We start from the raw sequence: 24,211 nt of genomic DNA, 5'->3' as shown, positions 1-24,211 counted from the left end.
AGGCTCATTCAGGATCTTGGGTGACGATTGGTGGCTTCATTTCCAAAAGGATACGCAATCTTTTTCTCAGAAAGACCCGGGTGACCCGGAACCAGCGTTGGCCGGAAAATCGTGTGATCAGCCGTCTTTTTCCCGGAAAGTCCAGCAGCAGAAGGCCCAGGAATATCAGGACGAATCCGGGTCCAGGGATTCCGGGAATGGACAGGAGTATCCCGATGAGTAGCGCCACGGTCCCCGCCCCCTGGCGCAACAGCAACGTCGCCACTCCGGACGATGGGTTCCAGAGGGTGGGAATGCGTCTGAGTTTGTCGCCAACCATCGGGGGTGTCCATGGATTCGTTGAGGGTTCGACTGGATTGGAGTGGGGTATGGGTAATTCTCGCGCACCTTTCCATCGATTGCGATGAAAATCTCATTGTAGGCCACTTGATTCGTGAAGCGAAAGGCGGGACCCTGTCACCATTCCAGGATGCCGGGTCTTCTTGTGGCGGCGTCGTTTCATTCTCAAGTATCTTTTCTGCCTTGGAACGGGTTTTCCCATGGTGAACAGTTTGTGGCCTCGTACCATTTCCCAGAGGATCATCGCCGGTTTCATCATGGTGATGAGCCTGATGGGATTGGTGACCTGGTCGGGGTTGGACCTTCTCGACCGCACCCGCAAGACCCTTGAACTGGTGGTCACCATCGATGCCCATAATCTGCGTCTGGCCACGGGAATGGTCCAGGATCTGATCGCGCTGCAACGGGCCGAGAAAAATATGATCCTTGCCCGCGATCAGGGGGAAATGGATCAATATGAAAAGGTCATGGAGACCATCGATGGCGACCTCAGACGGCATTTTCAGATCCTGATGAATTCACTTGGTGCGGAAGACACGAAAAATCTTGAAAAATTTCGCACCCTGTTCGAAGGCTACAGCCAGGTGCGGCGGGACATCGTCCGTTTGACCCGCGAGAATTCCAATGTCGAGGCGCGCAATCTGTCCCAGGGGGTGGGACAGGAGGCCTTTGCCCAACTGGCACAAGGAATCGAATCCCTGGTGGACCGCAGTGAACTCAGGGTGCGCAACGCCTCCAAAATTCTTGCCCATTCGGCCATGGCCAAATCCCACATCGCCAGCCAACTGCTCGATGACGTTCTGGAAACCCAAAAAAACGAAAGGATATTGCTTTTCGAGGTGGGCAGGAAGGAATCGGAGGAGTTGATTCGACTGATCGCCACGTCGCGCAAAAGGGTCCTGGAAACGACCACAAAACTGGAATCATTGGCCAGTCCGACCGAGGAGGAACTTCTGTCTCGGTTTCGCGAACGCTGGCTGGAATATTTCGAGACCAGCGAACGGATCGTCCGCTTCATCCAGGAGGGGGCGCTCGCCAAGGGACGGGAACTCTACAAAAAGACGGGTCGGGCGCAACATGAAATTGCCCTGCGTATTTTTCGGCAACTCATCCAGCACACCGACATGGATGTCCTCAGGGCGCGCCAGGACATGGAATCGGCCATCGAAAAGGCCCATCTGGGCAATCGGGTTCATCGCGACCTGGTCAAGATCCATCGGGCCGAAAAGGACCTCATCCTCACCCACAACACCCGCCGCATGGACGAATATGCCGCCCGCATCGTCCTGTTGCAATCCAACGTCAACGATCATCTGGAGCGGTTGTCCCGCCTGGCCACGCCACGGGAGGCGATCATTCTGGCATCGATCAGGGAACAGTTCGAGCAGTTTGTCCAGATTACCCTGCAAGTCGTCGAAAAGGCCAAGGAGAACGCCAACCATCGCGCCTTCGATCTTTCCACCGGCAAGGGACGGCAACTGATGGATCAGGCGGAACGCATTCTTCAGGATCTGGTCAACCGCAAGGAACGTCAGATGCAATCGGCGCAACGGCAGGCGGAAGAGACCTATATCGCTTCGCGGTGGGCGGGCATGGCGATTGCCCTGATCGCCATCATTCTGTGCGCCCTGATCGCCCGGTGGATCATCCGAACCCTTTCGGAACGGGTGCGGGGATTGGTGCGTCATGCCGATGCCATCGCCCTGGGGCAGATGGTCCACAATCCTCCTTCGGCGATTCGCGACGAGTTGACGGTCATTGGTGAAGCCTTGAATACCATTTCGGAGCGTTATCTGGCCATTGCCGGGATGGCCAATCGCGTGGTGGAGGGCGATTTCACCAACCGTCTGCAACTCCAGAGCGACCAGGATCACCTGTCCCGGGCCATCAATGAAATCATCGAAAACATGGAGACCATCATCAGTCAGGCCCATGCCATTTCCCAGGGCCGGTTCGATATTCGGATCACTCCCCGTTCGGAACACGATCGTCTGAGCCATGCCTTGAAAACCATGGCCTTCAATCTTCAGTCCGCCGACATGGAAAACCGGTTGCGGCGCTGGAAACAGGATGGTCTGCTCGGTCTGGCCGAGGCGATGCGCGGCACCCTGTCCATCGATGCCCTGTCCAGTCGGGTGGTTCGATCGTTGTGCCATCACCTGAATGCCGTTTCGGGGGTGATGTATCTGGTGGTCAGCCGGCCCGATGGCGAGGGGTTGCAGTGTACCGGAGGCCATGCCGTCCCGGAGGGAATCGATCGCGACCGGGTCCTGGACCTGGAGGAAGGATTGATCGGCATGGCCGCCCGGAGGTCGGGGGCGACCCTGTGGCGGGATTTGTCCCAGGTCCAATGGAACATTGCCACGGGAATCGGGAGCATTGTTCCCCAGGCGTTGCTTCTGGCGCCCTTTCATACCGAGGGAAAACCTCGTGGCGTCATCGCCCTGGCGTTTCTTGCCGAGCCTGGGGAGCGGGAGGTCCATTTTTTCGCGGAGACCATGGAGGCCATCGCCATGGCCTTCGAAAGCGCCCAGGCCCGTCCCCTGGCCGATGCCCTCAACGTGTCCCGGGCCATGGCAACCCAACTGCAACGGACCAACGACCAACTGCGCCAGCAATCGATGGACCTAGAAAATGCCCGGACCGTGCTGGAGCAACGCAACCGATCGCTGGTCGAGGCCCAGGAAGCCCTTGAACGGCAGGCGGAAAAACTCAGGCGATCCGACCAGTACAAGAGCGAATTCCTTGCCACCATGAGCCACGAACTGCGCACTCCCATGAATGGCCTTCTGGGGATGGCGCAACTTCTGGAGAAGACGCAACTGACTCCGGGACAGAAAAGCCAGGTCGATACCATTGTTCGTTCGGGTCGCAGCCTGTTGTTGATGATCGACGACATCCTGGATCTGTCCAAGATCGAGGCGGGAATGGTCACGCTGCAACGGGAAACCTTTCTTCTGGCTCCGGTGTTTCAATCCATTCACGATCTTCTGAGCCTTCGGGCGGTGGAAAAATCGATCGATTTTTCCATGGAGATGGAGCCTGGCGTCCCGAGGGCCCTGGTGGGGGATGCGGGGCGTTTGCATCAGGTGGTCCTGAACCTGGCGGGAAACGCCATCAAGTTTACCGATCGGGGAGCCGTTCATCTGCGGGCGGGGATCGAGGAGACCGGGGGCGGGCAGCGCTGGTTGCGGGTGGAGATCCGGGACACCGGCATCGGGATCGCCGAGGAGTTCCGTGAACGTCTGTTTCGCCCTTTCTCCCAGGGCGGAGAACATATTTCCCGCCATTATGGCGGTACCGGACTGGGGTTGGCCATCTGCAAATCGTTGTTGCGGGCGATGCGGGGAGAGATCGGCATGGAAAGCATGGTCGGTCAAGGGAGCCTTTTCTGGATCCGCGTTCCCCTGGAGGCGGGTCGTGACGATGCCGCCCCGGGAACCTCTTCAGTGGTCAATACCGTCCTGTCCCGGCCATTGCATGTCCTTCTGGTCGAGGATGAACCGGCCAACCAGGAGGTGGCCCTGGGGATGCTGGACCATCTGGGGGTTCGGGCAACCCTGGCACGGAGTGGCGGCGCGGCGTTGCAACAATTGCGGGAGGGGGATTACGATCTGGTCCTGATGGATGTCCGACTGCCCGACATCGATGGTCTCGAAGTGACCCGTCGGGCGCGTCGGATGGTGGATTGCGGGAAGCGGGCTTCGGTTTTGATCGTCGCGCTGACCTCGTGTGCCATGAAGGAGGAGATGGATCTCTGTCATGAGGCGGGCATGGATGGATTTCTGGCCAAGCCTTTGTTGTTGGAGCAATTGGAGGAGCTTCTGCATGCGGTGGCGGACAATCGGCCCCTGGGAGCGCTGCGCGAGAGGGACAAGCGTTTCCTTTCCTCCGGCCTGCCTCCGGTTCTGGATGCCGTGCCATTCGAAAGGATGCGCCGGGATTTGTCGCGGGAGCGGTTCGAACGGGTTTTTTCCGCCTGCCTTCTTTCAGTGGAGCAATCGATCCAGGAACTGCGGCGGGCCTTGGTGACGGGGGATCGTGAACGGATGTCTCTGATGGCGCATCGACTCAAGGGGGCGGCGGAGACGATTGGGTTGCGGCGTTTGGGACTCTGGGCCGGAAAAATGCAACAGCAGGGGGGGGGCATGACGATTCCGGGGGAAGATCGCGAGCAGGAAACGAAATTTCAGATCAGGGAATTGGAACTCCTGGGACGACAATCCCTGGACGCCCTGCATGGTTGTGTCGCCAATCCCCTGTCCGTCGGTCACCAGGGAGGTCGGTCAGGACTGCGGCAATCCGGGTCGGAGGGATGTGGTCTGGCACGGACTTCAGGGGGTGATGGCCAGGCGATAACCGTAACCGGGAACGGTCAGAACGAGGATGGGGTTTCGGGGATCGGGTTCGATCTTTCTGCGAATGCGGCTGACAAGGACATCGATGGCCCGGTCGGATGAGGGTTCGCTGCCATGGGAGACGGCGTCGATCAGGGAATCACGCGATTTGACCCGTCCGCGGGACAAGGCCAGCGCCGCCAGAAGATCGAATTCCGCCCGCGTCAATCCTGCTTCATGACCATCCTCGTGGATCAGGGATCGTTGTTCCAGGTGCAAATGCCACGCGCCCAGGTGAAGCGTTTCCTCCGCATCCCGTTTGCGTGTCGCCGAACCGGCATGACCGGGGCGATCCTGCCGGTTGAGTATGTTGCGGATGCGCAGAACGAGTTCCCGCGGATCGAAGGGTTTGGTGACATAATCCAGGGCGCCAAGTTCCAGGCCGGCGATCCGGTCCTCTCTTCCGTTTCGGGCGCTGACGATCATGAAGGGGGTTGTCGAACGGGCATGGATCCGACGTGCGACCACCAGTCCGTCTTCATCGGGCAGTTCGAGGTCCAGCAGGACCAGATGGACCGTCTGCCGCCCGAGGATCCGATGCAGTTCTCCGGCATTACGGGCCTTGAGCACCCGATAACCCGACTCTTCCAGATAGGCCGCCAGAACTTCCAGCAGGGCCAGGTCATCCTCGACGACCAATATGTTCACGGAATTTCCGGACAAGGAGCGACCTGATCGAAACCGGGGTGGAACCGTCCGCGGACCGTGCCGGGAACATGATTCCGGTGGCGGGCGGGATGAATGTCGAAAAAATATGTATGAAACATTTCAGAAACATTCAAGAAATGCCGTGGACATCATGATCGGTTACCAATTCTGTTGAAGGGGGCGCGTGGAGTCGCGGTCTGGGTGTTGTTATAAACGCAAAATCCGATCTCCCGCAACCCTGCATGCCCCATGCATCCCACATGAATGGGATGGAAAATCAGTCGTGTGCCATAAACAGGAGAACAATCGATGATGGTCAAGAAGATGGGTTTGCTGGTGGTGTCTGGTTTGTTTGCTTCCTCCATGGCGTTTGCCGCGGGACTCCAGGAAGATCAGGAAATCGACAAGCGCACCTGCCAGAAGTGGGCACAGGAAGACGGCATCGCCGCCGACAAGATGGAAGGGTACATCAGCAAATGCATGGCGGAACTGGCCGGAACCGTCGATCAATACGGTGGCCAGGATGCCATTCCCGACAGCGCTCCCCCCAGCGGAGCGGCTCCGGCGGCGGCTGCGCCATCAGCTCCGGCGGCTCCGGCGGCGGCTGCGCCATCGGCTCCGGCGGCTCCGGCGGCGGCTGCGCCATCGGCTCCGGCAGCTCCGGCAGCGGCTCCTGCCGCTCCGACAAAGGCAGCTCCGGCAGCGGTCGCCCCGGCTGCGGGAACTCCGGAGAAGAAGTGACGACATACCTGTCCGTTTTCCGAAGAGGCGGACAGAACCGGCGTTAGCCCGGAATGACATGTCGTTCGAGGAAAACCGGCCCGTATATAATCGGGTCGGTTTTTTTATCCGCGGTCATCCATTACGAACGGTCGCCCTGTCGTACCCCCTTCATGGCGCCGATGATCGTTGAATTTCCGGGGCGACGGGAACAGAGGAAACGGACTGAATCGGAATGGGCCAGAGACGCTGGGCGGTCACCAACACTCCCGTTGCGGAAAGGATCGCGGCAAGGATCATGGCGCCCATCTTGATGATCATCCTCAGCTCAAGTTCTTTCAAATCCCGTTTCAGGTCTGCCCTGGTGGATTCGATGTCTTTTTTGAGTTCCGCCTTTGTGGATTCGATCTTGGCGTTGAGTTCCGCCTTTGTGGATTCGATCTTGGCGTTGAGTTCCGCCCTGGTGGATTCGATGTCTTTTTTGAGTTCCGCCCTGGTGGATTCGATGTCTTTTTTGAGTTCCGCCCTGGTGGATTCGATTTTGGCGCTGAGTTCCGCCTTGGTGGATTCGATTTTGGCGCCGAATTCCGCTCTGGTGGATTCGATGTCTTTTTTGAGTTCCGCCCTGGTGGTTTCGATCTTGACATCCAGGGCCTTGATATCTTTCCGGACCAACTCTGTGTTCTGGCGGATCAATTCGATGTCCCGGGTCAGTTCCAGGACCCGGGCATCCACCTTGGCCAGGTCGGCCTTGGTGGAAAGTTGCGCATCCAGGACCTCGGACAGCAGACGCATCTGGGTTTCCGCCTGTTCCTCGGTGAATCCCGTGGAAACAAGTTTTTTGACGTAGGCGTGGGTATCGAATGCGACTGCATGATTCATGGCCGGGTTTCTCCTTGTTGGAAGAGATTATCCCAACGGATCCGGTCTGGTCCAATGATTTTGTTGGTCCTTGGATTCAAGGGATGGGGCGGAGACATCCCTTGATCCGGGAGGATGGATTTGTGAAGGGTTGGCCATGAAGTGAAGGTTGGTCCTGGAATTTTTTCAGGCGGCATGGGTCTGTGTTTCGGCGTCATGACGGGCGCTGCCGGTTGGCGCCGAATGGAGGGGACCGGTGGTGGCAGGGCTGGGGTTGGGCAGTTTTTCGGCAGGATTGACGAACAGGCGGCGGTTGATGAACAGGCTGTTGCCTTCCTGTTTTTTTGCCTCCTTCTTGGCCTGGCTCGCCAGGGTTGCCACTTCGAAATAATTGCGGCATTTTTCGACGTCGGGGGTTGCGAGTCCGATGGACAGGCTGAGCAGGCCGAAGAAGGTCGGATGACCTTCCCGGTTTGCCGCCCGGATTCCCCCTGCCGCGTAATCCTCTTCGTCATAAAATCGGGGGACCATGGCGGCGAAGGAGGAGAGGCAGTCGCGGCATACCTGTTCCCAGTTTTCACCGCGCAGGATCATGATGAAATCGTCGCCGCCGATATGCCCCAGAAAGTCACGACCGCGGTCAAGGTGACTCATCAATACCATGGCCGTGGCCCGGATGACCGCATCCCCTTTTGAAAAACCGTAGATGTCGTTGTATGGCTTGAAATTGTCCAGATCGCAATAAGCGATGGCGAATGGGGTTCGTTGTTGCAGGCACTCTTCGACGGTCTCCTGGATGGGGCCATTACCTGGGAGCATGGTCAAGGGATTGGTGTTGCGGGCGCTGAGCACCTGAAGTTGCGTGATGCGGCGCAAAAGATCCATGACGTTGACCACACCCTTGTACAGGCCATGGTGGGTGACGATGAATTCGTTTTCCTGCAACTCGGCCCGGCGACTGGTCAGGGTTTGGCTGACCTGTTCCAGTGGCGTGTCCTGTTCGAAGACCGGTTGCAGGGTGTCCATGACGGTGTCGATGGGTTTGCGGTCGTACAGGGAGTGACCATAGGCGGAAAGAAACAGTCCCAGGAAGGTGTTGCGATAAATGATTCCCTTGGGTTTGCCATGGCGAATGACCGGGATCGACCTGAGATTGTCCCGGAGACGAAAGATTTCGACCACATCCTGACACAGAATGTCGGGTTCCACCGGTTTGATCCACTGCACCAGTTCCGCAAGGGTGGTTCCCTTGTGTGCGTTCATGCCGGGGACCGATTCATTCTGGAAGGTCATGTTCTGTACCACCTTGGGCCAGGGAATCTCGATGTCGCTTTTCAGGACCGGGGAGGGGGCTCCGATAAGAAACCCCTGCATGAAATCGACCTGAAGATCGCGCAGAAGGTGGAGGACATCATCGGTTTCGATTCCCTCGGCGACGACCTTGCATCCGGTATCGTGGGCCATCCGGATGATGGAACGGACAAAATCCTGATTGAGGGGATTGGTGGCGATGTCCTTGAGGAAACAACGGTCCAGTTTGACGTAGTCGGGTTTGAGTTCGAACCAGGCGCGCAATCCCGAGTGTCCCGCCCCGAGATCGTCGATGGCGACATCGAATCCCTTGGCCCGGAAATGATCGACTGCCTTGACGATGATGTCGTAATCGGTGATCGGAAGGTTTTCGGTGATTTCGATCACGACCTGGTTGGGATTGATGTTCAACACATGCATCAGCCGGGCAGTCGATCCGCGCGGGTGTTCCGGATCCAGGAGGCAATGGGGCGAGACATTGAGAAACAGTTTTGTTGGCGAGGAGGTTTGGGCAAAAGCCTTGAGGGAAAGTTGGCGACACAGGACTTCGAGATCGCATGTCCGTTCCATGGCGTTGGCCGTGGCGAACAGGTCTTCGGGCATGTGCATTGGGCTTTCTCCGGGACCGCGGATCAGGGCCTCATAGCCATGGATCTGTTGTTGGCCCGTGGCGATGATGGGCATGAAATGGGGGACCAACCGCGATTGTTCGATGATGGTGTTGAACTCATGGGCTGTGCCTTCATCGGAGGGTTCCGGAGGGGGGCGCCGTGTGTTTTTTGCATCCATCGTCACATCGTTCCGATGGCAGGCGTGCCGCGAGGGTTGTTGCACCTTGCCAAATATTTTTCTGAACATGGTCGTGAATCCTGAACGTTTGTGGATGGCCCGAGGTCTTGACGCCATCGAAAACGCCAGAACCATGCCATGGTGACGCAATGGATGCGGCACGTTTTGGAATGAATGAGAAAAAAATAATGTTTTTCAAAGTATTGGAGATGGAAAATTGCCGGTCATGGGACGATGTGGGCCGGGGTGCGGACGTTACCGGACCGCAAGAAGATTTCGAAGGTCGAAAATCTTTTTCGCTTTTTTCATGAACCTTACCGGGCCTTGTCGAAGGTGATGCGGGGATCGATCAGGACGTAGATGATGTCGGTCAGGAGTTTGGTCAGGAGACCCAGGAGGGTGAAGAAATAAAGGGAGGCCATGACCACGGGATAGTCGCGGTTGATCACCGATTCGTAGCCCAGAAGCCCCAGGCCATCGAGGCTGAAGATGGTTTCGATCAACAGACTGCCGCTGAAGAAGGCGGCGACGAAGGAACCGGGAAAACCGGTCACGAGGGGGATCATCGCATTGCGAAATACATGGCGGTAGAGAACGGCATGTTCGCCCAGTCCCTTGGCGCGGGCGGTCAGGACGTATTGTCGCGAGATTTCTTCAAGGAAGCTGTTCTTGGTCAGGAGGGTCATGACCGCGAAGGAGCCGACGACCGATGCGGTGATGGGGAGGACCATGTGCCACAGATAATCGAGGACTTTTCCTGTCAGGGACAATTCCTGCCAATGGTCCGAGACCAGTCCGCGCATGGGGAACAGGTTCCAGAAGCTGCCACCGCCAAAGAGGACGATCAACAGGATTCCGAGGACGAATCCGGGAATGGAATATCCTGTCAAAATGAGGGTCGAGGTCCAGGAGTCGAAGCGGCTTCGATGGTGGATGGCCTTGCGGATTCCCAGGGGGACGCTGATGAGGTAGGTCAGGAGGAAGGTCCACACTCCCAGGGAGATGGAGACCGGTAATTTTTCCAGGACAAGATCGACGACCGAGCGGTGATGATAGTAGGATTCACCAAAATCGAAACGGAGGTAGTTCCACATCATCGACACGAACCGTTCGACGGGTGGGCGATCGAAGCCGTAGAGTCGGCGCAGGTGTTCGATTTGTCCGGGGTCGAGACCGGCGCCGCCGCGATAGTTTCCCGTGGCGCCGTGGGAACCGCTGGCGACCTCGCCTCCCGAGGCCGAGTGTCCTTTTTCGAGGAGCGAGACCATCCGTTCGACCGGTCCTCCCGGAACGAACTGGATCACCAGGAAGGTGACGGCCATGACTCCGAACAGGGTCGGTATCATCAGAAGCAGGCGGCGGAGGATGTAGCTGGCCATCGACAGGCACTCTTTATTTCTGTTTGAGCCACCAGGACATGAGCCATCCTCCGGGGGTGTAGTAGAGTGGCGGATGTTCCGGGCGGGCGAAACGATCCCAGTAGGCGATGCGGTGGTAGTTCAAATGCCAGTTGGGGACCAGATAATGGCCGGCAAGCAAAACCCGGTCCAGGGCGTGGCAGGCGGTGACCAGGGCTTTGCGATCCGTGGCATAGATGATTTTCTCCACGAGGGCATCGACCGCGGGATTTTTCAATCCCATGATGTTGCGGCTTCCCGGAACATCGGCGCTTTGGGAGTGCCACATGTCGCGTTGTTCGTTGCCGGGGGATTGCGATTGACCGAAGACTCCGACGACCATGTCGAAATCGAAATGGTCGGTGCGGCGTTGGTACAGGGTGGCATCGACGGTGCGATAGTTCAGGCGGATGCCGAGTTTTTCCAGGTTGGCGGCATAGGGGGCCATGACGCGCTCGAACGCGGTGGAACTCAGGAGCATTTCCACTTCGAAACGTTGCCCCTGGGGGTTGACCAGAATGCGGTCTTTTCCCAGTTTCCATCCCGCCTGGGAAAGGAGGGCGACTGCCTGACGCAGGTTGCCGCGTATTCCCTCGGGTCCGGTGGTCGTGGGTGGTGTTGGCGCTTCGCCAAGGACCGACGGTTCGATAAGGTTTTTCAATGGTTCGAGAAGTTCCCGTTCCTCGGGGGAAGGTTTGCCTTGGGCGGCCAGTTCCGAGTTGGAAAAATAGCTGTTGGAACGAACGTATTGTCCGTGGAACAGATTCTTGTTGCTCCATTCGAAATCGAAGGCCAGAACCATGGCCTGCCGCACTCGGATGTCCTGGAAGATCGGGCGGCGCAGGTTGAAGACAAATCCCTGCATTCCCGTTCCGTTTTGGTGGGGGAGGGTTTCCTTGATGATTTCGCCGCGGTCGAACCGGGTCCCCTGGTAGTCCCGGGCCCATTGCTTGGAGTTGTTTTCGAAGATGAAATCAAATTCTCCCGCCTTGAATCCTTCGAGGGCGACGACCGGATCCTTGAAATATTTTACCGTGATCCGTTCAAAATTGTACATTCCACGATTGACCGGTACCTTCCAGCCCCAATAATCGGGGTTTCTCTTGAAGGTGATTGTTTTGCCCGCGTCAAATTTTTCGACAAGATAGGGACCCGATCCCAGGGGAACTTCCATCGTGTTGTCATCGAAGGGATGGGTTTGGAAATATTCTTTGCTGAGTATGGGCAGTTCGCCGAGAATCAGCGGCAGTTCGCGGTTGAGACGGGCAAAATGAAAACGGACCTCCCCGGGAGAGACGGTCTCGACCTCGGTCAGATCCTTGAAATAGCTGGCATAGAGCGGATGGGCCTTGTCGGATTTCAAGAGTTTCAGGGAAAACTGCACATCGTCGGCGGTGATTTTCTGGCCATTGGAAAAACGGGCCTCGGGATGAAGGGATCCCCGTACCGATAATTGATCCGGAGCGACCTCGATGTCCTGAAGCAGGAGTCCGTATTGGGCGAAGGGTTCATCTTTGGATTGAACCATGAGCGACTCAAAAAGGAGGGATCCCAGGTGGGATGGTGCCGTTCCCTTGAGGGTGAAGGGGTTCATCTTGTCGAAGCCGCCGACTTCATGCAATGTCAGTTCGCCGCCGACAACCGCGCGCGGGGAGGTATAATCAAATCCGGAAAACCCGGCTGGATACTTCAGATTGCCATCGAGGCTGATTCCGTGCCCGGCCAGGACTGGATCAACCAGCAGGAACAGGATCAGAAATCGGAGAAAAAAAATAGTGAAAGAAAAAAGGGGTCTGGGGGATTGCCCCCAGGGTGTTGATTTTGATTTTTCATCCCCCCGATGGGGTCTTGGAATGCAATTCCCGGATATTTTCATTATCTTGAACCTCAAGAGCGTTTCGCGCCAGCGCAACAGAACATTTTCGCAAAGGATGAACCAATTGCACAATGTTTGCAAGCGATTGACGTGGGAAGCCATGCCCGGAAAAACATTGTGTTCGGATTGAAGTGGCGGGATGGCGTCATTGGCGGGAAAGGAGCATGCATCATGAAACACCGTATCAGGGAACCGGCGGTCGCCGGGACGTTCTATCCGAGGGATCCCAGGTCGTTGCGGGCGATGATCCGATCATTGCTCGATCAGGTCGCCCCCCCGTCCGGCGACGAGCCTTTGGCCCTGATCGTGCCGCATGCCGGTTATGTGTATTCGGGTCCGACGGCGGCGCATGGATACCGACATCTTCGTCCTGCCGTCGCGGGGACCCCCCGGAGGGTGTTTGTTCTTGCCCCGAGTCACCGGGTGGCGCTGGAGGGGATTTCGGTGGGCAATTATCACGCCTATGGAACCCCTCTGGGGACGGTTCCGGTCGATGGGGAAACGGTCGAACGTCTGGCGGGGTTTCCCGATGTCAGCACCGATCCAGCATCCCACATCAGGGAACACGCCCTGGAGGTTCATCTGCCGTTCCTTCAGGAAACCCTGGTTCATTTTCTATTGGTGCCCATCATTATTGGCGACATCAGCGGCGGTCATTTGGCCGACCTTCTTTCCCGGGTGTGGACGGTGCGCGACCTGCTGATCGTCTCTTCGGATCTGTCGCATTATTATCCCTATGAGGAGGCGGTCCGCCTCGATGCCCGCAGCCATGAAGCGGTCTTGTCGGGAAGTCCCAGGTTGATGGCGGGATGTCTGGCGTGTGGTGTCACCGGGATGACGGCGCTCCTGGAGTTGGGACGCCGGCAGAGGTGGCAGGCACGGTTGTTGGACTACCGTAATTCGGGAGATACCGCGGGCGACAGGAGCCGGGTTGTCGGTTATGCCAGTTATGCGTTTTATTCAAAGGGGAATGCGATCATCGGTCATAATGAAGAAACAGGGAATATGGAGGCGGATGTGGCAGAGGGAAGCGCCACGTTTCCGGACGATCTTCCCCGGCTGGCGCGGCGGCATCTGGAAGGGGTGTTGGACGGGAAGCCGGGGGTGGTGGACCGTGAGGCATGGATCCAGACCCATGCGGCGCTGGGGGAGCGTGGCGCCTGTTTCGTGACCTTGACACGCAAGGGGCGTTTGCGCGGGTGCATCGGTTCGCTCGAAGCCCATCGGGGTCTGTTGGATGATCTGTTGGACAATGCGGTGGCGGCGGCGTTGCGCGATACCCGTTTCCGTCCCCTGGCGCGTGCGGAACTCGACGAGGTGTCGGTGGAGGTTTCGCTGTTGACGCCGCCGGTGGCGCTTGATTACGTGGGGACGGAGGATCTGTTGCGCCAATTGCAACCGGGGGTGCATGGGGTCATTCTGTCGCAGGCGGGGCGGAGGGCGACCTTCCTGCCCCAGGTTTGGGAACAGTTGCCCGATCCCGTGACCTTTCTGACTCATTTGTGTCAAAAGGCGGGACTTCCTGGGGATTGTTGGCGCCATCATCCCGGCATTCATCGCTACACGGTCCGGAAGATTCAGGAATCGGGCCTTTGATCGGGAGACCGGCATGGCGGGATTCAAGGTTCATTTCTTGGCCGCGGCGATCACCGGCGGCTGTCTGGGAACGGCGATGCTTCAATCGGGGATGCTGGAGCCGCATGGGGTTTTGGCGGCTTTTTTTCTGACCTCGTTCGGAGGGGTCGTTCCGGACCTCGACGCCGACCATTCCATCGTTCTGGCCACGGCGACGACGGTGATGGCGGTGGTGGTTTCGTTTCTGGCGATGTTCCACTGGCGGCAGGGGCAGGGTGTGGTGGAACTCATCGCGCTTTGGTTCGGGTGTTATTTGTTTTTCAAATGGGTGGTCCTGGGGTTCGTGACCCGTTTGACGGTGCATCGTGGCATCGTTCATTCCATCCCGGCGGCGATTCTGGGGGGGATCATGACGGTTTTGTTCCTTCATGATCTGTTGGGATGGCCGGATCATTTGTCATGGTTGGGGGGTGGCTTTTTCTGGACGGGATACATGGTCCATCTGACCGTTGACGAGTTGACTGGTTTGAAGGTGTTTCGCCTGGGCGGGTTTGGGCCATCCCTGCTGGGCCGGGCTTTGAAATTTCGTGGTCCTGGCATTCTTTCCACCGTGGCGGTCTATCTGGCGATCTTCCTGGCGATTCCGTTTCTTCCGGAGCTTGCGGCGCTGGGACCCGCGGTGACCCGTCTGAGCGCGGGGCCTTTTCATTGATCGATCCGGGGCGAAAAAAGGGAGACGATTCGAATTCGCGACGAGAAATAGTGGAATGCCGCCATGAAGTATTCTCTGTTGTTGGTGATAATCACCGTGATATTTGCATATCCTGGATGTTCCGAGAGTTTTTACAAACCGTTAGGAAATGAGGTCATCGTGGCAGAAGTTGCCGAAGAGGCATATGCTATTGAGATTGTTCAAGTGACACCGGAAGGAGAGAACGCATATAACATGATTCGAATCAATGGGAAAGATCTTCATTTGATCGATGAACCATTCGTTTCGTTTTTTGAACTGGATCCAGGTGCAACGATTCCGCATGTGTACATGATGCACACGCCCCTGAGGAAGGAGGGATGTGAAGGAAAATTTTTCATTGTGGACCTGAATGATTTCAAGAATCCATTTTTCTCGAAAACCTTTGGAAATTGTTATCTGCCGCGGGTGTTCCGTCAGGGCGATGAGATTGTCATGATGTTTCCGACCTGGAGGGAAAATGAGTTCGTGCAATACAGATACTCCAGGGGACAGTTGACAAAAAAAAAGGTGAGGCATGGGAAGGATGAATTCAGGAAAGTCATTGAAACGATGAGAGAAGATGAATACGCCGTGGCAATAATTCAGACATCTTATCATCATTTTTTAATTGAAGTGAATGGTGTAATTATAAAATATATTAATGCTTATAATTTATCATTCTTTAAAGGAGAAATTAATCCTCTGGTGCCTGGAGTGTATTTTGTCCAGGAGTCTGGTCAAGAATCCTGCCAGGATTATCTTATTATTGACTTGAGGAAACGTGATCATCCGATTGTGACCGATTTGTTTGATACTTGCGCCAAATTCCCGGATCATATCACGGTGGATGGAGATGATCTGATGATCCAATTTACATTCAATTTTCCTCCATCACTGAATGTCAAATATTCTAATGGCCATATTCAAAAGACGTTCAATTGACATATTTATTATTATAATATTATTTGCATATCTATTCTTCCGCGGCATGGCGTATGGAAAGGAGGGATCGCCGTATGATTCAATGGTTTATCAAGAAATAATAACTAAATTATACATTATTCAGATTTTTCGAATTACTGAAGATGATCGTGCCAGATATAATATAATACGTATCAATGGAAAGAATATTCTTAGAATAGATGACCCAATTGTTGCCTTCGAGGAGTTGGATTCGGAGGAAAGCGTGTCGCATGTTTATTTGGTTAGAATAAATAATGGTGGAAATAATTGCGAAGGAGAATATATTTTTATCGACATGAATGATCATTATAATCCACAAATATCAAAAAGAATAGGAAACTGTTATTTGCCAGTGATCTTTCGTCATGGCGAAGAAATAGTCATGATGTTTCCGACCTGGCAGGCGCGTGAATTTGAGCAGTTCCGATATGTCAGGGGACGTCTGACGGAACGGGTGGTAAAATTGAGAATAAATGAATTCAGGAAAGTGATTGCGTCAAAGCATGACGGAAAAAACACACTTAAAATTGTCCAGACCGGATATGGTTTCTTTGCCATTGAATTGAATGGAAAAAAGATAAAGTATGTAGAATCTCATGACCTCGATTTCCTTTCTGGAAACCTTGGGATTAACTTTCCATTGGTTCATGTCCTTGAGGTAAAGAATTACGGGCAATGTTCAGGATACATGATCGTCGATCCAAGAAATCGCGATTATCCTTATGTGACTGATCTATTGAGATATTGTCATAAGATTCCTGGAAGAGTTTCCGTCGATAGGGACGATATAATCATAATGTTCCATGATCAATATAAAGTATCAGAATCAGAGTATTATACAAGATTGAAATATTCAAAAGGGCATACCGAAGAAAGTTTCATTGCGATAGAGGAACGTGGGAAAAGAAAATAAATCCGTGACACCGGAAAGCGCGTGGATGAGAAGAACGATGTTCGTTCAGATTTCCTTCCACCGTTGATGGGTCCCAGCCAGTCCGCTTTTCCGGAGCTTGCGGCGCTGGGACCCGCGGTGACCCGTCTGGGCGCGGGGCCTTTTCATTGATCGATCCGGGGCGAAAAAAGGGAGACGACCCGAAAGAGACTGGCAATGAGGGCGGATCGCCCCTATAACCAAGTCTTGAACGCAATGTCGTCTCCGTGCCGTGTGCATGGCGGCGCATGCCGGAGTGGAACGGGTGGTCGCTGGCCGGCTGGTTGCGGCTGGAGGAAAGTCCGGGCTCCACAGGGCAGGACGCCGGGTAACCCCCGGCGGGGGTGACCCCAGGGAAAGTGCCACAGAGAGCAGACCGCCGGTCGGGATCCATGGATCCACCGGCAAGGGTGAAAGGGTGCGGTAAGAGCGCACCGCGTTTCCCGGTAACGGGAACGGCATGGTAAACCCCGTCCGGAGCAAGACCAAATAGGGGGACATGATGGATGGCCCGTCCAGTCCCCGGGTAGGTTGCTTGAGGTGACCGGAGACGGTCATCCCAGAGGAATGGCCACCACCCATTCACCCTGGAACGGTGAACGGGAACAGAACCCGGCTTACAGTTCCACTCCGGTTCCCTTTTCGATCTCCCGTGCCGACGAGACCAGGCGGGGGGCCTTTGTGAACTGTTGGGAACATCGGAAAAGAGAAGCGCATGATGGGTTACCATTTTTGAATATCGATAGACTCCATAACCATTGGGACATCCCTTCGCCCTTTCCAAAAGGTAGGATCATGCCCGCTTTTTCCTCGTCCATCGTCGATTTTTCCAGCCTGATGCCTCATGGATATTGTCTGTTGTGGGATCCGTCCCTCCTGTGGTTGCACGTCCTTTCGGATCTGGCCATCGGATTGGCCTATTTCCTGATTCCGGCGGTGATCGGTTATTTTCTGGCGCGACGGCGGGATAATTCCTTCGGGATGATTCTTTTCCTCTTCGCCGCCTTCATCCTGGCTTGCGGCACGACCCACTTCATGAATGCCCTGACCGTCTGGAAACCTTTCTACTGGGAGGCCGGCGTGGTCAAGCTGATCACCGCCATCGTTTCCATTCTGACGGCGGTGGTCCTCTTTCCGAAAATTCCAAAAATCCTGGCCCTGCCCAGCCTGGAGGCGACCCTGAAGAAGCTGGAACACGCCTACGTCGTCCTTCGGGAGAACCAGACCCGCCTGAAACTGGCCATGGAGGCCGGAAAGGCCGGAACCTGGGAATGGGATTGCCAAAGCGGCAGGGTCCAGTGGGACGAAACCATGCAGGCCATCTTCGGTCTGACTCCCGGCAGCTTTGACGGTACGTTGCAACATTGGTGGCAACGAATCCATCCCGGGGACCGGGAGGAAGCGATTCGCGTCATGACCGGGGCCGTCACCCAATCCGGACGTCTTTGGCATCGTTACCGGATCCAGGGCGAAGAGGGACGCTGGCGCCATGTCGAGGTCATGGCCGACTTTTTTGCCGAAAGTTCCGGCGAGGTGACGCGGGCCATCGGCATGTGCCTGGATGTCACCGAACATCAAGAACTGACCGAGGCCCTTCGCGAAGCCCGCGACCGCCTTCAGTTGCAGGTCGATTGCGTCAACCGGATGCAATCCCGTTTTATCGAAGGGACCGATTCCCGACAAATCTTCGAGGCAATGCTGCTCGACCTGCTGCGTCTGACCGGCAGTTCCATCGGCTTCATGAACGAGGTGCGGCATGACGAGCGGGGAGAGGTCTTCCTGCACTTACTGGCCACTGCCAACATCGCCAGGGACGAGACGACGCGACAGCGCTACCACGTCCTGCATCAGGCTGGGGCACTGAGCTTCGAGCATATTCAGGGTCCCTATGCCAAACCCTACTGGACAGGCAAGCCCGTCATCGTCAATACCCCGATCAACGATCCCCAGGATTGCGGTCTCCCGGAAGGACAGCCTTCGCTGAATGCCTTTCTGGGATTGCCCGTCATGCGGGGAGAGAAAGTCGTGGGCATCATCGGCCTGGCGGACCGGCCCAACGGCTATGATGCAGGGGTCATCACTGCGTTGGAGCCTCTGCGTGCCACCTGCGCCCGAATCATCGAGGGACATCGCGACCGACAGGAACGATACCAGGCCGAACACTCCCTTCGCCTCAGCGAGGAACAAAAACGCACCATCATCGAAAAATCACCCTTCGGCATCGTCGTCGCCGACGATGCCGGGGTGATCCTGGAATTTAACGTCGCCTCAGAACAACTCTTCGGCTACACCAGGGAAGAAATCCTCGGCCACCCGGTAGAGGATCTGGTGCCGCTCGAACACAGAGAGATTTATCGAACCGAGATTGGACAGATCCAGGAAAAAGTGAACAACCCCCTGCTGGAGGGGCTGCCTTTCGAGGCCGAAGCGATGCGCCGGGATGGCACTCTTTTTCCGATCCGTATCGCCCTCAATCGCATGGTGATGAAGGGAACCCCTTCCTTTGTCGGGCTGATTGCCAACATCACCGAGGAGAAGCGTCTTTATTCCGAACTGATCCAGTCGGAAAAAATGGCTGGATTGGGCACCATGGTGGCGGGCGTGGCCCATGAAATCAACACTCCGGTAGGCATCGGGGTCACCGCCGCTTCCGAGTTGGAAGAGCGCACCCTGGCTTTTGAACGCATGGTCCGAGGGGATGGCATCTCCGAGGAGGATCTCGACGCCTTCATCGCCTCGAACCGGAGACTGGCCAGTCTGATTCGCGGCAATCTGGAACGGGCCGCGGATCTGGTACGCAGTTTCAAGGCCGTGGCGGTGGATCAGTCCAGCGAGCAGCTTCGCACCTTCAAGGTGCGAGAATACATCGAATCGGCAATCTTGACCCTGCAACATGATCTTCGCCAGACCCGGATTTCGGTCAATGTTCATTGCCCGGAAGATCTGGAAATGACCAGCTATCCGGGGGCACTTTCCCAAATCGTGATCAATCTGGTAGGCAACTCCCGCATTCACGGCTTCAAGCCTGGTGACGATGGGACGATTTCCATGACCGTGGTCACGGAAGCAGAGTGGGTGCATCTCACCTATCGGGACAATGGTCAGGGCATGTCCGAGGAGACGTGTCGGCGTATTTTCGAACCCTTCTATACCACCCGACGGGACCACGGCGGGAGTGGTTTGGGAATGCACATCGTCTACAATCTGGTCACCCAGACCCTGGGTGGTTCCATTTCTTGCGGTTGCCCCCCCCAGGAAGGGGCGCTGTTCCAACTGCGGATGCCGCGGTGCGTCGAACCGGGAAAGATGGAGAAAAAGGGCTGATGTGACACCGGAAGGCGATGAGGAAACGGATCATCGGTATCTGGCCAGAACATCCTCCAGGGTCGCCGCACGGTGGGCTGCTGTTGGACGATCAATGCATTTTGATGATGGTTGCCAATGCACCGAATCCCGCAATCATGAGTCTCCCAAGTGTGATGGTGAGCCGGTATTCAAGATCCTTCAAATCAACCTTGGTTGCCAACCCTTTGGATTCCATGGCCTTCGAAAGTGCGCGCGCCTGCGCCCTTGCCTGTTCATCGGTAAAACCGGCGGCTTTCAATTTTTCGGCAAATTCCAAGGTGTCAAACGTCGTTGTCGTCATGGACAATCCTCTGTTTCACCTACCATGCCGGAAAGAAAATCATCATTATGACACCACTGCCAGTTCTCGGGCCTGGTGGTTGCGGTGGTGTCCGGTTTCAGGATCCTTGAATCGGCTCATCCTCCTCCATTCGTCGGGCCTCGTCGATGAGCATGACGGGGATACCGTTGCGGATGGGATAGGCCAGGTGATCGGAGCGGCATGCCAGTTCATCCTTCTTCGAAAGCAATACCAGCTCTCCCTTGCATTGGGGACACACGAGTATTTCCAGGAGTTCCTTGTCGATCATCGGTTTGCGCCTTGGATGAAAATAAGTTGCCGGATGGAAGATCCCGTGGGTGAACCGTAACGGTCGCAATCCTCAAGGACACGCTTCCGGACCTTTTTGTTCTTTCAATCTTCGTTTCGATTCCATCATCGCTCGAAAGGGGCCATCGGTCAACAGAGGTCCACCCGTGATGCGGGCCAGACAGTTGACGACAATCCGGTAGAACCATTCCGCTTCTTCCAGCGACATCGTTTCGTAGGCGGGAGGCCAGTCGAGGCGGTTCATCGCCCTCAGGACCGGGGCTGTGAGGGGGAGCAGACGGTCCGCATACGGGGCGCCGCAGCGACGGCAGACCATTTGTTGCCTTTTCACCGAGAAAAACGCCACATTCTCAAGGTCGCCGCACCCGGCGCAACCATCGAGTCGCCAGCCATGGCCCAGCAGATGAATCATCCTTCCCAGACCGTGGGAAAGCGTGAGGAGTGGGGGGCCGCCGGCATTCAAAAGGTCCAGACATGAAACCGCCAGATCGAAAATGTCGCTACAGGGGTCGGCCTCCGGAATCAGGCGGATGATGGTTTCCTGAAGGATCTGGGCGGCCCCCAGGGCCGGGGCTCGATGGGGCAGATGGTGTCGGGCCGTGGTGATCTCCGCCCGTCTCAGGGTGAGCATGGCCGTGGTGCCGCGGGCGCTTCCTTCGACCTCAAGGGTATGAAAACCGGCAAGTGCCCCTCGGCGTCCATCGCGGTGGTCGCTGCGGACGCCTCGGGCCATGAAGGTGTGTTTGCCGTGGGTCCGGGTCAGAATCTTGAGTACCAGAGAGGACTCGCGAAAGGCGATTCGTTGCAGGACCAGTCCCTGGTCGGTGATGCGCATGCCCAGGCTCGATAATCATCAATCTCCCGTTTCCAGATGTTCGGGATAACCCATGGCACGCAGCAACGATTCGTTCTCCCGCCAGTGATCCTTGACCTGAACCCACAGGTTTAAATTCATGCGCAGGTCCAACAATCTTTCCAATTCGGTCCGGGCCTGGGTTCCGACCCGCTTCAAGACGCTGCCCTTTTTGCCGATGACGATTCCCTTGTGCGATTCCCGTTCCACCATGATCACCGCCGCGACATCCCAAAGCCCCCGTGCATCCGCCCGTTCGGCAAAGGTTTCCACCTTGACTCCGAGGACGTAGGGCAATTCCTGGTGCAGGGAAAGAAACAGTTTTTCCCTGATGACCTCGGCAATGATGAAGGTTTCCGGCTGGTCGCTGATCTGCCCCTCGGGAAAATAAGGGGGACCCGGGGGGAGCGATTCAAGAATCCACCCCGGCAGTCGATCAAGGTTTTCATTGTTCAGGGCTGAAACAGGAAGAATCCGGGTAAACCGTTGAGAATGTGCCTCCAGCCGGGCCAGAATCGGCAACAGTTCCTGGTATGCGATCCGGTCCATCTTGTTGAGCACCAGAAAAACGGGTGTCCGGCCTACGGGAAGGGAGTTCAGGATATCCATGTCTTCCCCGGTCAATCCCCTGGGCAAATCGACGAAATAGAGAATCAGATCGACTTCGCGGCAGGCATCGCGGGCTGTCCGAACCATGGCCCGGTGCAACCGCGAGGGACCTGGAGAATGAATGCCCGGGGTATCCAGAAACACGATCTGTCCCAGGGGTTGATGCAGAACGCCAAGAATACGGGTTCGGGTGGTCTGCGGCTTGTGGGTGACGATGGCGACCTTGTGCCCCAGAATGCGATTGAGAAAGGTCGATTTCCCGGTATTGGGACGTCCGGCGATGGTGACAAAGCCTGATCGATATCCCCCTTGCGGCGATGATGATCCCGGCATGAATGTTGGCTCCATTTGAAGTGCGGGCAAGAGTGAATTCAATAATTCCAAACCGGGGAGGTACCTGGGCAGTTATCAATGATTTTCACGGATATTCCCCATCCAGGGAGGTCAGAACCTCGAATCCGGTATCGGTGACAAGAATCGTGTGTTCGAATTGGGCCGACAGGGAATGGTCACGGGTCACCACCGTCCATCCATCGGGAAGATGGCGTATTTCAGGCTTTCCCAGATTGATCATCGGTTCGATCGTGAAGATCATTCCCGGCTTGAGGGGGGTGCCGGTGTTCGACTTGCCATAATGGAGAACCGCCGGTTCTTCATGAAAATTGCGTCCGATGCCATGGCCACAATATTCGCGAACGACCGTGCAATGATTGGCAAGGGCCATCTGTTCCACCGCCCAACCGATGTCCCCCAACCGTGCTCCGGGAACGACGGCGCGAATGCCCGAATCCAGACAGGATTTGGCGACCTGGCAGATTTTCAATCCCTTGGGGGTCGGTTTGTCCACATGGAAGGTTTTGCTGGTGTCGCCATGGAAACCGTTGAGGCAGGTGGTGATGTCGATGTTGATGATGTCTCCCGATTTGAGCACCCTTTTTCCGGGTATGCCATGACAGACCTGCTGATTGACCGAGGTGCAGATCGATTTGGGAAAGCCGCGATAGTTCAAGGGGGAAGGAATGGCTCCGTGCTCGATGATGAAGGCATGGCAGATGTCGTTGAGTTCTTGAGTGGTCATGCCTGCCACCACATGGGGTTCGATCATCCGGAGGGTTTCCGCCGCCAGGCGGCAGGTCTGGCGCATGGCGGCGATTTCGGCTTCGGTCTTGATATGAATCATGAATCGGGAGACTCCATGGGCATTGTCCCGGCGAGGCGAAAGGATTGAGACATGGATCCGGGCGTCGGTGCCTGGATTCTGGGGAAAAGCGATGCATGACGCACTGTTTCGGCGGTTTACGTGACGGCCTCAAGGGGATTTTTCCCTGGAGCGCACCTGGGCGTTACCTTTGGCCCGTGCTTTGGCAGTGCCCCCTTCCCGCCAGGGGGAGGTTCCCCCTGGACCTGTACGAAATTCCCGAGGGGGGCTTCAGGGCTTTGCGGGGGAAGCGTGGGCCGGGTTCGCGGGGGGGGTGGCGGGAGGGGCCGCCAGTTTGGCCTGGACCGTCTGTCCCTGCCCGTTGCGGTTGAAGTTGATTTCGACCACATCTCCGGGCCTCAGAGTTCCCAGCAGCCGGACCAGCGCCTGCGGTGTGGCGAGCGCCTGGCCGTTGATCGAAACGATGATGTCTCCCGGCTTGAGTCCCGCCGCTTCGCCCGGGCCGCCCGGAGCGACAGCCTGAATGCCGACGCCACCCTGGGCCATGGTTGGGGCGACCCCCAGCCAGGTGGTCGGTAACGCGGGTTCCATGGAACCCTCCCAGGGAAAACGGGGAAATCCGCCATTCCAGTCGGTTCCGGGCGGGTTGGCAAAATCGCGCCCCTGGGAGGCAAGAGCGCCCGGATCCCCCAGATCGGGACGCAGGCGATTGATGGGGGTCTGGGCAACCGACAGGTGTTCGTAGCCATCTTCGAGGGTTGCCTTGATTTCCATTTCCTGACCATTGCGCAGCAGTCCCAGGGTCAGGGTGGTTCCGGGGGTGCGGCCACGGATGGTATGAATGAATTGATCCATGGTGACGATTTCCTGGCCGTCGATCTTGCGGATGATGTCGCCGCGGGTCAGTCCCGCCTTGTCCGCCGGGCCGTTTTTGATGATCTCGCCCACCTGGACCCCTCGTGGCGGTTCGATGGTCATTCCGATCCATCCGATCGCCTGGGCGGTCCGGATCGGGTTGAAGGTGAGAATGCATGCCAGTAGAAAAAGGATGGAAATTCGATTTCCGTGCATGAATCGCTCCTCGAATTCCCTCGC

Annotated in this window: 19 protein-coding genes, 1 other RNA gene and 3 pseudogenes; 11 read left to right on the top strand and 12 right to left on the bottom strand. The window is 56.5% G+C overall.

Annotated features, from left to right (window positions below):
* Positions 1-4 precede the first annotated feature (4 nt).
* Positions 5-319 (bottom strand): hypothetical protein, encoded by a 315-nt coding sequence (locus HQL76_03005; protein ID MBF0108129.1) that lies wholly within the window; start codon positions 317-319, stop codon positions 5-7.
* A gap of 220 nt (positions 320-539) precedes the next feature.
* Here HQL76_03005 and HQL76_03000 point away from each other — a divergent pair.
* The 3 pseudogenes from HQL76_03000 to HQL76_02990 all read left to right on the top strand — a co-directional run bounded on the left by HQL76_03000 (position 540) and on the right by HQL76_02990 (position 4,163).
* Positions 540-1,046: pseudogene (locus HQL76_03000) on the top strand (MCP four helix bundle domain-containing protein).
* 774 nt (positions 1,047-1,820) lie between these two features.
* Positions 1,821-3,266, top strand: a pseudogene (locus HQL76_02995) (GAF domain-containing protein).
* Positions 3,267-3,680: 414 nt separating this feature from the next.
* Positions 3,681-4,163, top strand: a pseudogene (locus HQL76_02990) (response regulator).
* Positions 4,164-4,673: 510 nt separating this feature from the next.
* Here HQL76_02990 and HQL76_02985 read toward each other — a convergent pair.
* Positions 4,674-5,384: a response regulator transcription factor gene (locus tag HQL76_02985; protein MBF0108128.1), complete on the bottom strand. Its 711-nt coding sequence runs from the start codon at positions 5,382-5,384 to the stop codon at positions 4,674-4,676.
* A 309-nt stretch (positions 5,385-5,693) separates the two neighbouring features.
* Here HQL76_02985 and HQL76_02980 point away from each other — a divergent pair, with 309 nt between their 5' ends.
* Entirely contained in the window at positions 5,694-6,125 is a 432-nt protein-coding gene (locus tag HQL76_02980) for a hypothetical protein (GenBank protein ID MBF0108127.1), read from the top strand.
* A gap of 150 nt (positions 6,126-6,275) precedes the next feature.
* Here the strand turns inward: HQL76_02980 and HQL76_02975 are convergent, their stop codons facing one another.
* Together HQL76_02975 and HQL76_02970 are read right to left on the bottom strand one after the other, a co-directional pair.
* Positions 6,276-6,986, bottom strand: a complete 711-nt coding sequence (locus tag HQL76_02975; protein ID MBF0108126.1) for a DUF1640 domain-containing protein — start codon at positions 6,984-6,986, stop codon at positions 6,276-6,278.
* A 165-nt stretch (positions 6,987-7,151) separates the two neighbouring features.
* Positions 7,152-9,134, bottom strand: a complete 1,983-nt coding sequence (locus HQL76_02970; protein MBF0108125.1) for an EAL and GGDEF domain-containing protein — start codon at positions 9,132-9,134, stop codon at positions 7,152-7,154.
* A gap of 38 nt (positions 9,135-9,172) precedes the next feature.
* Here HQL76_02970 and HQL76_02965 point away from each other — a divergent pair, with 38 nt between their 5' ends.
* Positions 9,173-9,376, top strand: a complete 204-nt coding sequence (locus HQL76_02965) for a hypothetical protein (GenBank protein MBF0108124.1) — start codon at positions 9,173-9,175, stop codon at positions 9,374-9,376.
* 3 nt (positions 9,377-9,379) lie between these two features.
* Here the strand turns inward: HQL76_02965 and yejB are convergent, their stop codons facing one another.
* A complete protein-coding gene (yejB, locus tag HQL76_02960; protein MBF0108123.1) occupies positions 9,380-10,444 on the bottom strand; it encodes a microcin C ABC transporter permease YejB in 1,065 nt (354 codons plus the stop codon).
* A gap of 13 nt (positions 10,445-10,457) precedes the next feature.
* A complete protein-coding gene (locus HQL76_02955; GenBank protein ID MBF0108122.1) occupies positions 10,458-12,338 on the bottom strand; it encodes an ABC transporter substrate-binding protein in 1,881 nt (626 codons plus the stop codon).
* Positions 12,339-12,509: 171 nt separating this feature from the next.
* Here HQL76_02955 and amrB point away from each other — a divergent pair, with 171 nt between their 5' ends.
* From amrB to HQL76_02925, 6 genes are all read left to right on the top strand, one after another.
* Positions 12,510-13,934 carry an AmmeMemoRadiSam system protein B gene (gene amrB / locus HQL76_02950; GenBank protein ID MBF0108121.1) on the top strand — a complete coding sequence of 475 codons (1,425 nt, stop codon included), beginning with the start codon at positions 12,510-12,512 and terminating at the stop codon, positions 13,932-13,934.
* 13 nt (positions 13,935-13,947) lie between these two features.
* Positions 13,948-14,625, top strand: coding sequence for a metal-dependent hydrolase (locus tag HQL76_02945; protein ID MBF0108120.1), 678 nt, complete (start codon positions 13,948-13,950; stop codon positions 14,623-14,625).
* Positions 14,626-14,688: 63 nt separating this feature from the next.
* Positions 14,689-15,588 (top strand): hypothetical protein, encoded by a 900-nt coding sequence (locus HQL76_02940; protein ID MBF0108119.1) that lies wholly within the window; start codon positions 14,689-14,691, stop codon positions 15,586-15,588.
* On the top strand, positions 15,560-16,522 hold the full coding sequence (locus tag HQL76_02935) for a hypothetical protein (GenBank protein MBF0108118.1): 963 nt from the start codon (positions 15,560-15,562) through the stop codon (positions 16,520-16,522). Before HQL76_02940 ends, HQL76_02935 begins: the two co-directional genes overlap by 29 nt.
* Positions 16,523-16,793: 271 nt before the next feature.
* Positions 16,794-17,176, top strand: an RNA gene (gene rnpB, locus HQL76_02930) — RNase P RNA component class A.
* 159 nt (positions 17,177-17,335) lie between these two features.
* A complete protein-coding gene (locus tag HQL76_02925) occupies positions 17,336-19,864 on the top strand; it encodes a PAS domain S-box protein (GenBank protein ID MBF0108117.1) in 2,529 nt (842 codons plus the stop codon).
* Between the two features lie 91 nt (positions 19,865-19,955).
* Here the strand turns inward: HQL76_02925 and HQL76_02920 are convergent, their stop codons facing one another.
* The 6 genes from HQL76_02920 to HQL76_02895 all read right to left on the bottom strand — a co-directional run bounded on the left by HQL76_02920 (position 19,956) and on the right by HQL76_02895 (position 24,187).
* A complete protein-coding gene (locus tag HQL76_02920; protein ID MBF0108116.1) occupies positions 19,956-20,186 on the bottom strand; it encodes a DUF1640 domain-containing protein in 231 nt (76 codons plus the stop codon).
* A gap of 97 nt (positions 20,187-20,283) precedes the next feature.
* On the bottom strand, positions 20,284-20,472 hold the full coding sequence (locus tag HQL76_02915) for a Trm112 family protein (protein MBF0108115.1): 189 nt from the start codon (positions 20,470-20,472) through the stop codon (positions 20,284-20,286).
* 75 nt (positions 20,473-20,547) lie between these two features.
* On the bottom strand, positions 20,548-21,330 hold the full coding sequence (gene recO, locus HQL76_02910) for a DNA repair protein RecO (protein MBF0108114.1): 783 nt from the start codon (positions 21,328-21,330) through the stop codon (positions 20,548-20,550).
* A gap of 18 nt (positions 21,331-21,348) precedes the next feature.
* Positions 21,349-22,290 carry a GTPase Era gene (era, locus tag HQL76_02905; protein ID MBF0108113.1) on the bottom strand — a complete coding sequence of 314 codons (942 nt, stop codon included), beginning with the start codon at positions 22,288-22,290 and terminating at the stop codon, positions 21,349-21,351.
* An 85-nt stretch (positions 22,291-22,375) separates the two neighbouring features.
* Entirely contained in the window at positions 22,376-23,137 is a 762-nt protein-coding gene (gene map, locus HQL76_02900) for a type I methionyl aminopeptidase (protein MBF0108112.1), read from the bottom strand.
* A 249-nt stretch (positions 23,138-23,386) separates the two neighbouring features.
* Positions 23,387-24,187 carry a PDZ domain-containing protein gene (locus HQL76_02895; protein MBF0108111.1) on the bottom strand — a complete coding sequence of 267 codons (801 nt, stop codon included), beginning with the start codon at positions 24,185-24,187 and terminating at the stop codon, positions 23,387-23,389.
* Positions 24,188-24,211 lie beyond the last annotated feature (24 nt).

The sequence above is a fragment of the Magnetococcales bacterium genome (assembly GCA_015228815.1).
Classification (GTDB): domain Bacteria; phylum Pseudomonadota; class Magnetococcia; order Magnetococcales; family UBA8363; genus UBA8363.
This window is presented reverse-complemented; position numbering and strand designations above follow the sequence as displayed.

Excerpts from the sequence above, each read along its gene's own strand:
- HQL76_02945 (MBF0108120.1), top strand. The coding sequence starts at position 13,948 with ATGGCGGGATTCAAGGTTCATTTCTTGGCCGCGGCGATCACCGGCGGC.
- recO (MBF0108114.1), bottom strand. The coding sequence starts at position 21,330 with ATGCGCATCACCGACCAGGGACTGGTCCTGCAACGAATCGCCTTTCGC.
- map (MBF0108112.1), bottom strand. The coding sequence starts at position 23,137 with ATGATTCATATCAAGACCGAAGCCGAAATCGCCGCCATGCGCCAGACC.
- HQL76_02975 (MBF0108126.1), bottom strand. The coding sequence starts at position 6,986 with ATGAATCATGCAGTCGCATTCGATACCCACGCCTACGTCAAAAAACTT.
- HQL76_02970 (MBF0108125.1), bottom strand. The coding sequence starts at position 9,134 with ATGTTCAGAAAAATATTTGGCAAGGTGCAACAACCCTCGCGGCACGCC.
- HQL76_02940 (MBF0108119.1), top strand. The coding sequence starts at position 14,689 with ATGAAGTATTCTCTGTTGTTGGTGATAATCACCGTGATATTTGCATAT.
- yejB (MBF0108123.1), bottom strand. The coding sequence starts at position 10,444 with ATGGCCAGCTACATCCTCCGCCGCCTGCTTCTGATGATACCGACCCTG.
- HQL76_02895 (MBF0108111.1), bottom strand. The coding sequence starts at position 24,187 with ATGCACGGAAATCGAATTTCCATCCTTTTTCTACTGGCATGCATTCTC.
- amrB (MBF0108121.1), top strand. The coding sequence starts at position 12,510 with ATGAAACACCGTATCAGGGAACCGGCGGTCGCCGGGACGTTCTATCCG.
- HQL76_02920 (MBF0108116.1), bottom strand. The coding sequence starts at position 20,186 with ATGACGACAACGACGTTTGACACCTTGGAATTTGCCGAAAAATTGAAA.
- HQL76_02935 (MBF0108118.1), top strand. The coding sequence starts at position 15,560 with ATGGCCATATTCAAAAGACGTTCAATTGACATATTTATTATTATAATA.
- era (MBF0108113.1), bottom strand. The coding sequence starts at position 22,290 with ATGCCGGGATCATCATCGCCGCAAGGGGGATATCGATCAGGCTTTGTC.
- HQL76_02955 (MBF0108122.1), bottom strand. The coding sequence starts at position 12,338 with ATGAAAATATCCGGGAATTGCATTCCAAGACCCCATCGGGGGGATGAA.
- HQL76_02980 (MBF0108127.1), top strand. The coding sequence starts at position 5,694 with ATGATGGTCAAGAAGATGGGTTTGCTGGTGGTGTCTGGTTTGTTTGCT.
- HQL76_02925 (MBF0108117.1), top strand. The coding sequence starts at position 17,336 with ATGCCCGCTTTTTCCTCGTCCATCGTCGATTTTTCCAGCCTGATGCCT.
- HQL76_03005 (MBF0108129.1), bottom strand. The coding sequence starts at position 319 with ATGGTTGGCGACAAACTCAGACGCATTCCCACCCTCTGGAACCCATCG.